This window comes from Streptomyces sp. NPDC050439 (genome assembly GCF_040655335.1).
GTDB lineage: Bacteria > Actinomycetota > Actinomycetes > Streptomycetales > Streptomycetaceae > Streptomyces.
Genome location: NZ_JBFAJT010000003.1, coordinates 757505 through 771842 on the forward strand (window position 1 = coordinate 757505; position 14338 = coordinate 771842).

At 71.0% G+C, this 14338-nt stretch carries 15 protein-coding genes; 11 read left to right on the top strand and 4 right to left on the bottom strand.

All coding sequences use genetic code 11. The features are described from left to right. Positions 1–107: 107 nt before the first annotated feature. A complete protein-coding gene (locus tag AB0I66_RS16475; protein ID WP_363208509.1) occupies positions 108–1352 on the top strand; it encodes an alpha/beta hydrolase in 1245 nt (414 codons plus the stop codon). Continuing rightward, the gene (locus AB0I66_RS16480; RefSeq protein WP_363208510.1) at positions 1349–2578 is read left to right on the top strand and encodes an acyltransferase; all 1230 of its coding nucleotides are present in this window, start codon (positions 1349–1351) and stop codon (positions 2576–2578) included. The genes AB0I66_RS16475 and AB0I66_RS16480 overlap by 4 nt, the downstream gene beginning before the upstream one ends. 65 nt (positions 2579–2643) lie before the next feature. Here the strand turns inward: AB0I66_RS16480 and AB0I66_RS16485 are convergent, their stop codons facing one another. Continuing rightward, positions 2644–3585, bottom strand: coding sequence for an aldo/keto reductase (locus tag AB0I66_RS16485; RefSeq protein ID WP_363208709.1), 942 nt, complete (start codon positions 3583–3585; stop codon positions 2644–2646). Positions 3586–3713: 128 nt separating this feature from the next. Continuing rightward, positions 3714–4253, bottom strand: coding sequence for a MerR family transcriptional regulator (locus tag AB0I66_RS16490; RefSeq protein ID WP_363208511.1), 540 nt, complete (start codon positions 4251–4253; stop codon positions 3714–3716). Between the two features lie 123 nt (positions 4254–4376). Here AB0I66_RS16490 and AB0I66_RS16495 point away from each other — a divergent pair, with 123 nt between their 5' ends. After that, on the top strand, positions 4377–4865 hold the full coding sequence (locus AB0I66_RS16495; RefSeq protein WP_363208512.1) for a GNAT family N-acetyltransferase: 489 nt from the start codon (positions 4377–4379) through the stop codon (positions 4863–4865). A 19-nt stretch (positions 4866–4884) separates the two neighbouring features. Beyond that, complete coding sequence (locus AB0I66_RS16500; protein ID WP_363208513.1) at positions 4885–5721, top strand: serine hydrolase domain-containing protein; 837 nt, start codon at positions 4885–4887, stop codon at positions 5719–5721. Between the two features lie 56 nt (positions 5722–5777). On the opposite strand, the gene AB0I66_RS16505 is transcribed toward AB0I66_RS16500, so the two are convergent. After that, positions 5778–6440 (bottom strand): pirin family protein, encoded by a 663-nt coding sequence (locus AB0I66_RS16505; protein ID WP_363208514.1) that lies wholly within the window; start codon positions 6438–6440, stop codon positions 5778–5780. Positions 6441–6625: 185 nt separating this feature from the next. On the opposite strand from AB0I66_RS16505, the gene fasR reads away from it, so the two are divergent. From fasR to fabF, 5 genes are all read left to right on the top strand, one after another. Beyond that, positions 6626–7765: a fatty acid biosynthesis transcriptional regulator FasR gene (gene fasR / locus AB0I66_RS16510; RefSeq protein ID WP_363208710.1), complete on the top strand. Its 1140-nt coding sequence runs from the start codon at positions 6626–6628 to the stop codon at positions 7763–7765. A gap of 89 nt (positions 7766–7854) precedes the next feature. Further along, positions 7855–8802: an ACP S-malonyltransferase gene (locus AB0I66_RS16515; protein ID WP_363208515.1), complete on the top strand. Its 948-nt coding sequence runs from the start codon at positions 7855–7857 to the stop codon at positions 8800–8802. 17 nt (positions 8803–8819) lie between these two features. Next, positions 8820–9851 (top strand): ketoacyl-ACP synthase III, encoded by a 1032-nt coding sequence (locus AB0I66_RS16520; RefSeq protein WP_363208516.1) that lies wholly within the window; start codon positions 8820–8822, stop codon positions 9849–9851. Positions 9852–9949: 98 nt separating this feature from the next. Next, on the top strand, positions 9950–10201 hold the full coding sequence (locus tag AB0I66_RS16525; protein WP_363208517.1) for an acyl carrier protein: 252 nt from the start codon (positions 9950–9952) through the stop codon (positions 10199–10201). Between the two features lie 70 nt (positions 10202–10271). Next, positions 10272–11534, top strand: coding sequence for a beta-ketoacyl-ACP synthase II (fabF, locus tag AB0I66_RS16530; protein ID WP_363208518.1), 1263 nt, complete (start codon positions 10272–10274; stop codon positions 11532–11534). A 70-nt stretch (positions 11535–11604) separates the two neighbouring features. Here fabF and AB0I66_RS16535 read toward each other — a convergent pair whose 3' ends face one another. After that, the gene (locus AB0I66_RS16535) at positions 11605–12099 is read right to left on the bottom strand and encodes a DUF3145 domain-containing protein (RefSeq protein ID WP_363208519.1); all 495 of its coding nucleotides are present in this window, start codon (positions 12097–12099) and stop codon (positions 11605–11607) included. Positions 12100–12400: 301 nt separating this feature from the next. Here AB0I66_RS16535 and AB0I66_RS16540 point away from each other — a divergent pair, with 301 nt between their 5' ends. Both AB0I66_RS16540 and AB0I66_RS16545 read left to right on the top strand, forming a co-directional pair. After that, entirely contained in the window at positions 12401–13318 is a 918-nt protein-coding gene (locus AB0I66_RS16540; protein WP_363208520.1) for an SGNH/GDSL hydrolase family protein, read from the top strand. A gap of 31 nt (positions 13319–13349) precedes the next feature. Further along, complete coding sequence (locus AB0I66_RS16545) at positions 13350–14336, top strand: aldose epimerase family protein (RefSeq protein WP_363208521.1); 987 nt, start codon at positions 13350–13352, stop codon at positions 14334–14336. Positions 14337–14338: the final 2 nt, after the last annotated feature.

Below are 14338 nucleotides of genomic sequence, written 5' to 3' on the forward strand. Positions count from 1 at the left end.
ATGACCTGCAAGTTGGCTCCCCAGTGTGAGGTGCCGCCAGGCACCGTCTCCCTACTTTTCCCCTCGTCACGCCAGAGCGTGCCACGAGTTGGGGAGGGAGACGGGCCATGCGCCTTCGTTCTTGGAAAGCCCGCGGGAGCTGGAAGACCCGCAGCAAGCGGACACTGATCGCCGCGGCGCTCACGACGACGATCGTGGCGGGTACGACGGGCTGGGCGGTCGGCAATGAGCAGCAGCCGCTCACGGGCCCACCGCCGGGCACACAGGCCTGGCGCGCGGACCGTACGTGGGGGGTCCGGCTGCCTGATCCGGCGGCCGCGGCCCCCGCCCGGGTCGCCGCGTTCTTCGACTCGTTGAGCGAGGCACAGCAGCACAGGCTGGCCGCACGGCACCCCTCGGTCGTCGGCAACCTGGACGGAGCCCCGAGTGCTCTGCGCTTCGAGGCCAACTCCCTTGCGCTCAAGGCCGAGCGCACCCGTGAGCAGGCCCGCGAGAGCGACCCGAGCCTCACCCTGCAGGACCATGAGCGCTCCCGATCCCTCGTCACGCGATACGAGGAGCTCCTGCGCCCAGGCCGGCAGATACTCGCGTTCGATCCGCGGGGGCGGGGACAAGTAGCCGAGGTGTACGGGGACTTGGCGAAAGCCCGACACGTATCCGTTGTCGTTCCGGGCTCGGACATGGACCTGAGCACCTTCGACCGCTCGCACGACGAGTACGGCACACCGGCCGGGATGGCCCGATCCCTGCGCGCCGCTGCGGGCGACGACACGGCCGTGGTGGCCTGGGTCGGGTACACCACCCCGGTCGGCCTCGGCCCCGACGCCGCGACGGGGCGCCTCGCACAGGCGGGTGCACCACGGCTCGCACGGTTCGCGCAAGGTCTGACGGCGACCGGCACCCCACGGCCCGCCGTGTTCTGCCACAGCTACGGCTCGGTGGTGTGCGGCCTGGCCGCCCCCCGACTCCCGGCATCCGACCTGGTGGTGCTCGGCTCCCCCGGCATGCGCGCGGACAGCGTGGCCGATCTGCGCACCTCCGCCCGCGTGTGGGCGGCCAAGGACGACAGCGACTGGATCAGTGACGTGCCGAACGTCGAGCTTTTCGGCCTCGGCCATGGCGAGGACCCGGCCGATCCGGGGTTCGGCGCCCGACGCGTTCCCGCGGAGCGAGCCGAAGGGCACACCGGCTACTTCGCCCCGGGGACGGACTCCCTGCAGGCCTTCGCCGCCATCGCGGAGACCGCTGCCCCCGGCACCCCTGACACACCTGACACCCCTGACACCGGCAACGTCGGCAGCGACGGAAGTGCGCCTTCCGCCGAGGCCCGCCCCATCGGAGAGCGGCCATGAGCCTCAACGCACTGACCAGCCTGCGCAAGACAGCCTCGGCGATCGACGCCAAGACGCCCGCGCATCGTGACCGGGCCATAGACGGGCTGCGAGCGCTCGCCCTGCTCGCCGTGCCGACCGGGCACTGGCTGCTCGGCGGATTCACGCTCGACGCGGGCGGCGCGTTGCACAACGCGAGCCCTCTGGCGTCGTTCGGCTTCTTCGCGCCGCTCAGTTGGGTGCTGCAGATGCTCGGCATCTTCTTCTTGGTGGGCGGCTATGCCTCTGTTCTGTCGTACCGGCGGGCAGCGGCGCGCGGGGAGTCGACGCGACGCTGGCTTCAGGCGCGCGTGGCGCGCCTGGGGCGTCCGGTCCTCAGTGTGACGGCCGTCTGGGCGGCGTTGATCCCCGTGCTGTACGCGATGGGGGTGCCGGGCACGACGCTGCGCACGGGTTCCACGCTGGTGATACAGCCGCTGTGGTTCGTGGGGATCTATGCGGTGATCACCGCACTCACCCCTTGGTGCATCAAGGCCGCCGAGCGGCTCGGTGCCTGGGCCGCGGCGCCACTGCTCGGGTCGGTCGCCGTCGTCGACTTCCTGCGCTACGGCCCGTTCGGGGACGCCATGCCGTCCTGGCTGAGCCTGCTGAACCTGCTGCCCGGCTGGATGTTCGCCTACCAACTGGGTGTCAGTTGGGGCGAGAAGAAGCTGGGCAGGCGAGGGGCGTGGCTGCTGCTCGTCGGGGGGACAGCCCTCTTCGCCGCCCTGCTGTTCGTCTGCCACTACCCGGCGTCGATGGTGGGTGTCCCTGGCGAGGCCCGGACGAACTCCCACCCGCCGTCGCTGCTGGTCCTGGCGCTGGCCGCCGCGCAGAGCGGTGCGGCGATCCTGCTGCGGGATCGCATCGGGAAGTTGCTGCGCAGGCCCGCCCTGTGGGCGCCGGTGGTGGTGATCAACCTGTCGGCGATGACGATCCTTTGCTGGCACCAGACCGCGATGCTCGCGGCCGCCGTACCCGGATCGTTCCTCGGCGGCACCGTGCCGGGGCTGACGGCGGGCCCGGACACCTGGGCCTGGATAGCCGCCCGGATCGCCTGGCTGCCGGTCTTCGGAGGGCTCCTGCTGCTGATAGGCCGCTACACCCGCGGCTTCGAGTCCCCGTGGAAGCGAGCCACACCCCCGCGAAGGGCCCTCGCCGGGCTCCTGGCGTCCGGGTTCGCGGTGTTCGCCCTGGGGCTGGCGTGACCGGCGGGGTCGGGGGCCCGAAGGGCGGGCAGGTCTGCGCCCTTCGGGGTGGCCGATCCGTGGGGTTACTCGCGGCCCGCCGACGTGAAGGTCATGTCGGCGTAGCGGTCGCCTGCCACCTGGGTGGCGATGGGGTCCAGGAGAGCGAGGTCGGAGGGGGTGAGTGCGAGGTGGGTGGCTGCGGCGTTCTCCTCGATGCGGGTGCGCTTGCGGGTGCCGGGGATGGGGACGACGGCCAGTCCGTGTACCTGGGCCCGCTGCTGGACCCAGGCCAGGGCGACCTGGCCGAGGCTCGCGCCATGGGCTTCGGCGACGGTGCGGACGGGTTCGAGGAGGGCCGCGTTGGCGGCGGCGTTGTCTCCCGTGAAACGGGGCTGCTGGCGGCGGAAGTCGTCCTTGCCGAGTTCCTTGTCGGCGCTGACGAACGAACCGGTGAGGAAGCCGCGGCCGAGCGGGGAGTAGGGGACGAGGGCGACACCGAGTTCGGCGGCGGCGGGTACCACGCCCTGCTCGATGTCACGGCTGAAGAGCGACCACTCCGACTGGAGGGCGGCGATGGGATGGACGGCGTGGGCGGCGCGGAGTTCGGGACCGGTGACCTCGCTGAGGCCGAGGTGCTTGACCTTGCCGGCGGCGACGAGTTCGGCCATCACGCCGACCGTTTCCTCGATCGGGACCTGGGGGTTGCGGCGGTGCATGTAGTAGACGTCGATGACGTCCACGCCCAGGCGCTGGAGGCTGGCGTCGACGCAGGCGCGGATGTAGGCGGGGTCGTTGTTGATGATCCGCTTGGTCGAGTCGTTCGGGTCGATGGCCAGGGCGAACTTGGTGGCGAGGACGACCTCGTCGCGGTGGGCCTTGAGGAAGGGGGCGAGGAACTTCTCGTTCTCACCGGCGGCGTAGGCGTCGGCGGTGTCGTAGAAGGTGACGCCCAGTTCGAGGGCTCGTTCAAGGGTCGCCCGGGCCTCTTCGGCGTCGGTGGGGCCGTAGGCGAAGCTCATGCCCATGCAGCCGAGTCCCTGGACGCCGACTTCGGGGCCGCCTGTGCCGAGCTGCGCCTTCGCGATCGGTTCGGGCGTTCCGCCGGAGGCTCCGGTCGACGTGGGGGGCTTGGGTGTCTCTGAGGTCATCGGTGTCAGTGCCTCTCCGACGCCGGGCGGGCGTCAGCGTAAAAGTTGATCTTGTAGTCGAGCACGGCGAGCGTGTCCTGCAGTTCCGCTATGCGGGTGCGGACGTCGCGGCGGGTCTGTTCGAGGAGCTCGTGGCGCTCGGTGAAGGTGTGGTCGCCCTCGCGCACCAGCTCGGCGTAGCGGACCATGTCCGCCACCGGCATGCCGGTGAGGCGGAGCTTGCCGACGAAGGTGAGCCAGTCCAGGTCACGGTTGCGGTAGCGGCGCTGGCCCGTGTGGGAGCGGTCGATGTGCGGCATCAGGCCGATCCGCTCATACCAGCGCAGGGTGTGCGCGGTCAGGCCGATGAAGGCGACGACCTCGCTGATCGTGTAGTGGTCCTGCCCGTTCGGGCGGGGGTGCGTGGTGGGTGCCGAGGCGCAGGCGTCAGCCCCGGTGCCGGTGGCGGCGGAGCTGTCGCCGCTGCCGGCGGCGCTCGGGGGCGCTGCGGTCGCGCCCTGCGCGGGGCCCTTTGTGCGGGTCGTCTCGGTCTCCATCACCGTCATGACCACCACGCTAGAACCTTGGAGTGCACTCCAAGCAAGCGGAACCGGGAGGAAATATGTGACGGAAACAAACCCTCGGAAAATCGGGGGACGCCGCTTCCCGCGGTGGCTACGGTGCCGATCATGAGTGTTGTACGTCGTGCCACGCCAGATGATGCCGAGGAACTGATCAGGTTGCGGCAGGTGATGATCGACTCGATATTCGCCACCGGCTCGGCGGCCGCCGCCGAGTCCGACACCGGCTGGCATGCCGAGTCCCTGCCTGTCGTCCGGGACAAACTGGCCGATCACGGGGGTGACTTCGCCGCCTTCGTCGTCGACCGGCCGGGCCGGCCCGGCGAGCTCGCGGCGCTGGTGGTGGGAACACTGGACTACCGCATCGGGCGGGCGGGCAATCCGCGGGGCGTCATCGGCCATGTGTTCAGCGTGGCCACCGACCCGGACCAGCGGCGGCGCGGGTATGCGCGGGCGTGCATGGAGGTGCTGCTCGACTGGTTCCGGGAGCGTGGTGCGGGGAGTGTCGATCTCAACGCGTCGGCGGAGGCCGAGCCGCTCTACGCCTCGCTCGGCTTCGTGCGCAAGCCTGACCCCTCGATGCGGCTGAGCCTGTGAGGCGCATAGGCTCGTAGGCATGCAGAGCCTGGCGTTGATCGAGAACTGGCCGGTCCCCACCGCTGCCGCCGCCGTCGTGCGCGCGGACGGCACGATCGTCGGGACGCACGGACCCACCGGGCACCGTTTCGCGCTCGCTTCGGTCACCAAGCCGCTGGCGGCGTACGCGGTGCTCGTGGCGTACGAAGAGGGGGCGGTCGAGCTCGATGAGCCCGCCGGGCCCGAGGGTTCGACGGTGCGGCATCTCCTTGCGCACACCAGTGGTCTCGCGTTCGACGAGCACCGGGTGACGGCGCCCGCCGGGACGCGGCGGCTGTACTCGAACTCGGGGTTCGAGGTGCTCGGGGATCACATCGCCAAGGCGACGGACATTCCCTTCGGGGAGTATCTGCGGCAGGCGGTGCTCGAGCCGCTCGGGATGACGTCCACCACGCTCGACGGAGGGGCTTCGCCCGCCAAGGACGGGGTGTCCACCGTCGACGACCTGGTGAAGTTCGCCGCCGAGGTGCAGGCGCCGCGGTTGCTCGACGCGCGGACGGTGACCGAGGCGATGTCCGTGGCGTATCCGGGGCTCAAGGGTGTGCTTCCCGGGTACGGGCACCAGAGCCCCAACGACTGGGGGCTCGGGTTCGAGATCCGGGACTCGAAGTCGCCGCACTGGACCGGGAGTTCCTCGTCGCCGCGGACGTTCGGGCACTTCGGGCAGGCCGGGACGTTCCTCTGGGTCGATCCCGATGCGGGGGCGGCGTGCGTCGCTCTGGCGGACCGGGCGTTCGGGCCGTGGGCCGCCGAGGCGTGGCCCCCCTTCACGGACGCGGTGCTCGCCGAGCTCCAAGAGGCGCCTGCGCGGGCCTGACCGTGCCCCACAGCCTGTTGGTCTGGCCGTGCCCGCAGCCTGAGGGGGAAGGAGGCTCAGCCCGTCATCTCCCACACCAGCAGCTCCGCCGCGCCCCCCGTCCCCGCCACTGCCTCCAGGCCCTCCCCGTCCGTGATGCGGGCCGCATCACCGGGGGTCAGGGTCTGGGTGGCCACGTGGACTTCGCCGCGTACGACGTGGACGTACGCGAAGGGGGCGTCCGGGATGGCGGTGCGCTCGCCCGCGGCGAGTCTGCGGACGTGCAGGAGCGCGCCCGCGGCCGGGACCGCGTACGGGGTCGAGTCCGCGATGCCGTGGACCACCTCGTAGGCCGGGTCGCCGCCGGGACTGAGCGGGGAGAGCCACATCTGCACGAAGACCAACGGGTCTCCGCCGTCGTTGCGTTCCACATGGCGGACGCCACCCGCCGCGCTCAGGTGCTGGACGTCGCCGGGGCGGACCACCGAGGCATGCCCCGCCGAGTCGCGGTGCGTCAGTTCGCCCTCGACCACCCAGGTCACGATCTCGGTGTGGCTGTGTGGGTGTTCGTCGAAGCCCGCGCCGGGCGCCAGACGCTCTTCGTTGCAGGCCAGGACCGCGCCGAAGCGGAGGTTGTCCGGGTCGTAGTGCGGCCCGAAGGAGAAGGCGTGGAAGGTCTCGATACCGGCGCCGGGCTCCCCGCCGCGGTACCGATCGCCGGAGCGCCGTACATCAATCACACCCCCCACGTTAGACCCGGCACCGCACTCCCCCGTCCCGATAAGGCAGTCTTGTCCCCGTGCCCGAACCCTCTGCGAACGAAGCCCGCCAGGACGCCCATCAGGCAGCCCACGAGGAAGCCGCGCGCCACGAGGAAGCCGCTCGTCAGGACGCGCACCGGAAGGCTCACGCGCACTCAGCCACGCTGAAGCGCCTCGAACAGTCATCCGGCAGCCTCGCGGCGCAGGCCATCGCGCGCATGGACGAGACGCTGTCCTGGTACCGGGCCATGCCTCCGGAGAACCGCTCCTGGATCGGACTGGTGGCGCAGGCCGGTATCGCCGCCTTCACCGAGTGGTTCCGCCACCCCGACACCCCCCAGGCCATCTCCACCGACGTCTTCGGCACCGCCCCCCGCGAGCTGACCAGGGCGATCACCCTGCGCCAGACCGTGGAGATGGTGCGTACGACGATCGAGGTGATGGAGTCCGCGGTCGACGAGATCGCGGCCCCGGGAGACGAGTCCATCCTCCGCGAGGCGCTCCTCGTGTACGCCCGCGAGATCGCCTTCGCCACGGCGCAGGTCTACGCGCAGGCCGCCGAGGCACGCGGTGCCTGGGACGCCCGCCTCGAGTCCCTCGTCGTGAACGCGGTGCTCTCCGGTGAGGCCGACGAGGGCGCGGTCAGCAGGGCCGCCGCGCTCGGCTGGAACTCCCCCGAGCACGTCTGCGTCGTCCTCGGCACCGCGCCCGACGGCGACAGCGAGCTCACCGTCGAGGCCATCCGCCGCGCCGCGCGGCACGCCAAGCTGCAGGTCCTGACCGGTGTGCTCGGCGACCGTCTGGTCGTCATCGCGGGCGGCAGCGACAATCCGCTGCAGGTCGCGAAGGGGCTGATCGGCCCGTACGCGGCCGGCCCCGTCGTCGCCGGGCCCATCGTCCCCGACCTGCTGGCCGCCACCCGGTCCGCGCAGGCCGCGGCCGCCGGGCTCAAGGCCTGTGCCGCCTGGCAGGACGCCCCGCGCCCTGTCCTGGCGGACGATCTCCTGCCGGAGCGCGCGATCGCGAGCGATCCCGCCGCGCGCGAGCAGTTGGTGGAGGAGATCTACAGACCACTGGAGGAAGCCGGCTCCGCGCTCCTGGAGACGCTCAGCGTCTATCTGGAACAGGCCAGCAGTCTCGAAGGCGCCGCCCGGATGCTCTTCGTACACCCCAACACCGTGCGCTACCGGCTGCGACGTGTGACTGACGTCACCGGCTGGTCACCCTCCGATGTGCGCTCCGCATTCACTCTGCGGATCGCACTGATCCTGGGGCGTCTGGCCGACGGAGATCTCCAACCGTAGGATTTTGTCGGGCCTCTACAATTCCCCCAGCGGTTCTTCGTCCCTGTCCCCACGGGCGGCTTCCACCGTCCACAAGAGAGAGTGTGAGAGTGCTCGTACTCGTCGCTCCCGGCCAAGGCGCTCAGACGCCCGGCTTCCTGGCTCCCTGGCTCGACCTCCCCGGTGCGGCCGACCGCATCGGTGCGTGGTCGGACGCCATCGGGCTCGACCTTGCCCACTACGGCACGCAGGCCGACGCGGACGCGATCCGCGACACCGCCGTGGCCCAGCCCCTCCTGGTGGCCGCCGGTCTGCTGTCCGCCGCGGCACTCAGTGACGCCCTCGCCGCGCACAAGCCCGGCGCGGTCGCGGGACACAGCGTCGGCGAGATCACCGCCGCCGCGTACGCCGGTGTGCTCACCGAGGAGGCCGCGCTCGGCCTCGTGCGCAAGCGGGGTCTGGCCATGGCCGACGCCGCCGCGATCACGGAGACCGGCATGGCGGCGCTGCTCGGCGGCGACCCCGAGGTCACCATCCCGCACCTGGAGAAGCTCGGCCTGACGCCGGCGAACGTGAACGGCGCGGGCCAGATCGTCGCCGCGGGCACCGCCGAGCAGATCGCGGCGCTCGCCGAGGACAAGCCCGAAGGCGTCCGCCGCGTCGTACCGTTGAAGGTGGCGGGCGCGTTCCACACGCACCACATGGCACCCGCGGTCGCCACCCTCGAAGAGGCCGCCAAGGCCCTCGACCCGGCCGACCCGAAGCTGACGTACGTCTCGAACCGCGACGGCCGGGCCGTGGCGACCGGCGCGGACGTCGTGTCCCGCCTGGTCGGCCAGGTGGCCAACCCGGTGCGCTGGGACCTCTGCATGGAGACGTTCAAGGATCTGGGCGCCACGGCGCTGATCGAGCTGTGCCCCGGTGGCACGCTGACCGGCCTCGCCAAGCGCGCCCTGCCCGGGGTGCGGACGGTGGCCCTGAAGACCCCCGCTGACCTCGACGCCGCATCTGAGCTCATCGCCGACACCGCATCCGCCGCCGACGCGGCGGGTGCCTGAGAAGGAGCCAGGAGAGCATGTCGAAGATCAAGCCCAGTAAGGGCGCCCCGTACGCGCGCATCATGGGTGTCGGCGGCTACCGCCCGACCCGTGTCGTGCCCAACGAGGTGATCCTCGAGACGATCGACTCGTCCGACGAGTGGATCCGCTCCCGCTCCGGCATCGCGACCCGCCACTGGGCCTCCGCCGAGGAGACCGTGGCCGCGATGTCCGTCGAGGCCTCCGGCAAGGCGATCGCCGACGCGGGCATCGCCCCGGAGCAGATCGGCGCGGTCGTCGTCTCGACCGTCTCGCACTTCAAGCAGACCCCGGCCATCGCGACCGAGATCGCGGACAAGATCGGTGCGGGCAAGCCCGCCGCCTTCGACATCTCCGCGGGCTGCGCCGGCTTCGGCTACGGCCTGACGCTCGCCAAGGGCATGATCACCGACGGCTCCGCGGAGTACGTCCTGGTCATCGGCGTCGAGCGGCTGAGCGACCTGACCGACCTGGAGGACCGCGCGACGGCCTTCCTGTTCGGTGACGGCGCGGGCGCCGTGATCGTCGGTCCGGCCACCGAGCCGCAGATCGGTCCCACCGTCTGGGGCAGCGAGGGCGACAAGTCCGAGACCATCAAGCAGACCGTGTCGTGGAACGACCTGCACGTCGGCGATGTGTCGAAGCTGCCGCTCGACAGCAAGGGCAACATCAAGTTCCCTGCGATCACGCAGGAGGGCCAGGCGGTCTTCCGCTGGGCCGTGTTCGAGATGGCGAAGGTCGCCCAGCAGGCGCTGGACGCGGCCGGAATCACCGCGGACGACCTGGATGTCTTCATCCCGCACCAGGCCAACGAGCGGATCATCGACTCGATGGTGAAGACTCTGAAGCTGCCGGAACACGTCACGGTCGCCCGTGATGTGCGCACCACCGGCAACACGTCGGCAGCCTCGATCCCGCTCGCGATGGAGCGGCTTCTGGCCACCGGCGAGGCGAAGAGCGGCGACACCGCGCTCGTGATCGGCTTCGGGGCGGGTCTCGTGTACGCCGCAACGGTCGTTACCCTCCCCTAGGCATGTCGTCCGGATCATCCGATCCGTACGGCTGTAAACCAACCTGCCGCTTCCGCGGCGGGCGCCACACCCTCTGGATACATAGAAGGAGCGCCAACATGGCCGCCACTGAGAAGGAGATCGTTGACGGTCTCGCCGAGATCGTGAACGAGATCGCCGGCATTCCGGTCGAGGACGTCGAGCTGGGCAAGTCCTTCACCGACGACCTGGACGTCGACTCGCTGTCCATGGTCGAGGTCGTCGTCGCCGCCGAAGAGCGCTTCGACGTCAAGATCCCCGACGACGACGTCAAGAACCTCAAGACGGTCGGCGACGCGACCAGCTACATCCTCAAGCACCAGGCCGCCTGACCAGGCTGCTCTGCTGTCGCCACCCGGCGGTGGCGCCGCTGATCCCCTCAACACCGTGGAGAAATTTCCTGTGAACTCGACCAATCGCACCGTGGTCGTCACCGGTATCGGCGCAACCACACCGCTGGGTGGCGACGCAGCCTCGACCTGGGAAGGTCTGCTCGCGGGCCGTTCCGGTGTACGCCTTCTCGAGCAGGACTGGGCGGCCGAGCTTCCGGTCCGTATCGCGGGCCAGATCGCGGTCGAGCCGGGCGAGGTCATTCCCCGTCCGCAGGCCCGCAAGCTGGACCGTTCGGCGCAGTTCGCGCTGATCGCGGCCAAGGAGGCCTGGGCCGACGCGGGTTACACCGCGAAGGCCGGCGAGGACACGTCCGTCGACCCGCACCGCCTGGGCGCGGTCATCGCCTCCGGCATCGGCGGCGTGACCACCCTGCTCGACCAGTACGACGTGCTCAAGGAGAAGGGCGTTCGCCGCGTCTCCCCGCACACCGTGCCGATGCTGATGCCCAACTCGCCGTCGGCCAACGTCGGCATCGAGCTGGGCGCCCACGCGGGTGTGCACACCCCCGTGTCGGCGTGCGCCTCGGGCGCCGAGGCCATCGGCTACGCGATCGAGATGATCCGCACCGGCCGCGCCGACGTCGTCGTCGCGGGTGGCACGGAGGCCGCCATCCACCCGCTGCCGATCGTCGCGTTCGGCAACATGATGGCGATGTCCAAGAACAACGACGACCCGGCGGGCGCCTCGCGCCCCTACGACGTCGACCGCAACGGCTTCGTGCTCGGCGAGGGCGCCGGCGTGATCGTCCTCGAGTCCGAGGAGCACGCCAAGGCCCGCGGCGCGAAGATCTACGCGGAGGCGGTCGGCCAGGGCATCTCGGCCGACGCCCACCACATCACCCAGCCCGAGCCCTCCGGCAACGGCATCGCGGCGGCGCTGCAGAACCTCGTCGACGGCACGGACCTCAAGCCCGCCGAGATCGTGCACGTGAACGCGCACGCGACCTCGACGCCGCAGGGTGACGTCGCCGAGATCAAGGCGCTGCGCAAGGCGTTCGGCGACGACGTGGACCACATGGCGATCGCCTCCACGAAGTCGATGACCGGTCACCTGCTCGGTGGCGCGGGCGGCGTGGAGACCGTGGCCACGGTGCTCGCGCTGAAGCACCGCATGGCCCCGCCGACGATCAACATCGAGAACCTCGACCCCGAGGTCGACGCGGACGTCATCCGCGACGAGGCCCGCGCGCTGCCCGAGGGCAGGATCGCGGCGCTGAACGACTCGTTCGGCTTCGGCGGCCACAACGTGGTGCTCGCGTTCAGGACCATCTGAGCAGTCACCTGTACGAGGAAGGGCCCCCACCGTGCGGTGGGGGCCCTTCCTCGTACAGGCCGGGGCCGTGTCAGACGACCTGGTGCAGCCAGCGGACCGGGGCGCCCTCGCCCGCGTACCGGAAAGGTTCGAGCTCGTCGTCCCAGGGCTTGCCGAGCAGCTTGGCCAGCTCGCCCTCCAGGTCGCTCTCGCCGGCCTGGGAGCGGGCCAGTGCGGCGCGCAGGCGGTCCTCCGGGATCAGGATGTCGCCGTGGATGCCGGTGACCGCGTGGAAGATCCCGAGTTCGGGCGTGGCGCTGTACCGCTCACCCTCGGCCGTGGGGCACGGCTCGGACGTGACCTCGAAGCGCAGCAGCTGCCAGCCGCGCAGGGCCGAGGCGAGTTTGGACGCGGTGCCCACCGAGCCACGCCAGGAGAACTCGGATCTCCAGCTGCCGGGCGCCGCGGGCTGCCTGATCCAGTCGAGGTTGACGCGCGCGCCGAGTACGCCCGCGACTGCCCATTCGACGTGCGGACACAGCGCGCGCGGTGCGGAGTGCACGTAAAGAACTCCACGTGTCGTCACCGGGACCTCCAGTGTGGGTCGAGGTTCGCCTTCCCCAGCGGCCTCGCGCCCGTGCCGAGCGTTGTCGCCCTGAAATCGGGAAACTCCCGAAAACGGGACAGATGTGACGTGATGTAATTTAGCGGAACCGGAAGAGCAGGGTGCCACTGGGTGGCGAGGCTACCGTGCGGCGGAACAAGGAGTGTGACGTACGGTCGGTCCCAAGGCCAGGAATCGCCCAGGCTTCACCCGGCCGGGGGTCTATGGGGGCGCGGTCGGCCTACGGCAGTGGATCGGTTACGGCAACAGAGGGGGACCCGGGATGCGGAACCGAAGGCACCGCTCGCGTGCCGCCGTCGCCATGGCGACGGCGGTTCTTCTCGGCGCCACCGCGCTCACGGCGTGCGACGCCTCCGGCGGCGACTCCCCCGCGCCCCAGGGACCATCGGCGCAGAAGCCGTCCCCCAAGCCCACTCCGGTCTGGGACACGAGCCCGGACTCCCTGGCGGCCGTCGGCGACTCCATCACCCGCGGCTTCGACGCGTGCTCGGTGCTCGCCGACTGCCCCGAGGCGTCCTGGGCGACCGGCACGGACTCCGAGGTGCGCAGCCTCGCCACCCGGCTCCTGGGCAAGGAGCGGGCCGCCGGGCACAGCTGGAACTACGCGAAGACCGGCGCCCGGATGGCGGACCTCCCCGCACAGGTCGAGCAGGCCGCGGCCGAACGGCCCGAGCTGATCACGGTGATGGCGGGCGCGAACGACGCGTGCCGGCCCACCGCGGACTCCATGACGCCGGTCGCCGAGTTCCGCGCGGACTTCGAGAAGGCGATGCGCACGCTGCGGCGCGAGCTTCCCAAGACCCAGGTGTACGTGACCTCCGTGCCGGACCTGAAGCGGCTCTGGTCCCAGGGGCGCACCAACGCGCTGGGCAAGCAGATCTGGAAGCTGGGCATCTGCGCCTCGATGCTGGCGGACCCGGACGCGCGGGACGCGGCGGCGACGCAGCGGCGGGCGAACGTGCAGAACCGCGTGGTCGCGTACAACGACGTGCTCAAGGATGTGTGCGCCAAGGACCTGCGCTGCCGGTACGACGGCGGGGCGGTCTTCGACTACCGCTTCGACGGCGACCAGTTGAGCCGGTGGGACTGGTTCCACCCCAGCAAGGACGGCCAGTCGCGGCTCGCCGAGCTGGCCTACCGGCAGGTGAAGGCCAAGAATCCCAAGGATCCCGGGGCCTGAGGTCACCGCGTCCCGGCGTAGGGTCGCGATCATGCGCAGTGAACTCTTCGGGACACTCCCCGACGGCACGCCCGTCCATCGCTGGACCCTGGAACGGGGCGGGGTGCGGGTACGCGTCCTGACGTACGGCGGGATCATCCAGTCGGCGGAAGTTCCCGACCGGTCGGGGCGGCGCGAGCCGGTGGCGCTCGGCTTCGACGGGCTCCAGGGCTATCTCGACCACCCCGGGCCGTACTTCGGGGCGGCGGTGGGGCGGTACGCGAACCGGATCGCGGGCGGTGAGTTCACACTCGACGGCCGGACCCACCGCTTGGCGCGGAACAACGAGCCCAACGCGCTGCACGGCGGCACGGCCGGTTTCGACAAGCGGGTGTGGGACGCGACGGAGGCCGGGCACGGGGTGCGGCTCTCCCGGGTGAGCCCGGACGGCGAGGAGGGCTATCCCGGGCGGCTCGCGGTGGCGGTGACGTACTCGCTGGACGAGAAAGGCGCGCTGCGGATCGCGTACGAGGCGACGACCGACGCCCCGACGGTCGTGAACCTCACCAATCACACGTACTGGAACCTCGCGGGCGCCGGGAGCGGCAGCGCGGGCGGCCACGAGCTGCGGATCGACGCGGCGCGCATCACGCCGACGGACGGGGCGCAGATTCCCACCGGGGTGTACGAGGACGTCGACGGGACGCGGTTCGACTTCCGGGAGGCGCGGAAGGTCGGGTCCGGGATCGACCACAACTACGTGCTCGACAAGGGGCTCACCGCGAGGCCCGTCGAGGTGGCCGAGCTGAGCGATCCGGGGTCCGGGCGCGTGCTGACCGTGGCGACGACGGAGCCGGGCCTGCAGCTCTACACGGCGGACCACTTCGAGGAGCCGCTGCCATTCGGGCCGGGCGACGGGGTCGCCCTGGAGACGCAGCACTTCCCCGACTCCCCCAACCGGCCGGAGTTTCCGGGAACGGTGCTGCGGCCGGGTGGGGTGTACGCGTCGGAGACGGTGTACGGCTTCTCGGTGCGCTAGGG

Excerpts from the sequence above, each read along its gene's own strand:
- AB0I66_RS16525 (WP_363208517.1), top strand. The coding sequence starts at position 9,950 with ATGGCCGCCACTGAGAAGGAGATCGTTGACGGTCTCGCCGAGATCGTG.
- AB0I66_RS16485 (WP_363208709.1), bottom strand. The coding sequence starts at position 3,585 with ATGGGCATGAGCTTCGCCTACGGCCCCACCGACGCCGAAGAGGCCCGG.
- AB0I66_RS16490 (WP_363208511.1), bottom strand. The coding sequence starts at position 4,253 with ATGACGGTGATGGAGACCGAGACGACCCGCACAAAGGGCCCCGCGCAG.
- AB0I66_RS16545 (WP_363208521.1), top strand. The coding sequence starts at position 13,350 with ATGCGCAGTGAACTCTTCGGGACACTCCCCGACGGCACGCCCGTCCAT.
- AB0I66_RS16520 (WP_363208516.1), top strand. The coding sequence starts at position 8,820 with ATGTCGAAGATCAAGCCCAGTAAGGGCGCCCCGTACGCGCGCATCATG.
- AB0I66_RS16475 (WP_363208509.1), top strand. The coding sequence starts at position 108 with ATGCGCCTTCGTTCTTGGAAAGCCCGCGGGAGCTGGAAGACCCGCAGC.
- AB0I66_RS16495 (WP_363208512.1), top strand. The coding sequence starts at position 4,377 with ATGAGTGTTGTACGTCGTGCCACGCCAGATGATGCCGAGGAACTGATC.
- AB0I66_RS16540 (WP_363208520.1), top strand. The coding sequence starts at position 12,401 with ATGCGGAACCGAAGGCACCGCTCGCGTGCCGCCGTCGCCATGGCGACG.
- AB0I66_RS16480 (WP_363208510.1), top strand. The coding sequence starts at position 1,349 with ATGAGCCTCAACGCACTGACCAGCCTGCGCAAGACAGCCTCGGCGATC.
- AB0I66_RS16500 (WP_363208513.1), top strand. The coding sequence starts at position 4,885 with ATGCAGAGCCTGGCGTTGATCGAGAACTGGCCGGTCCCCACCGCTGCC.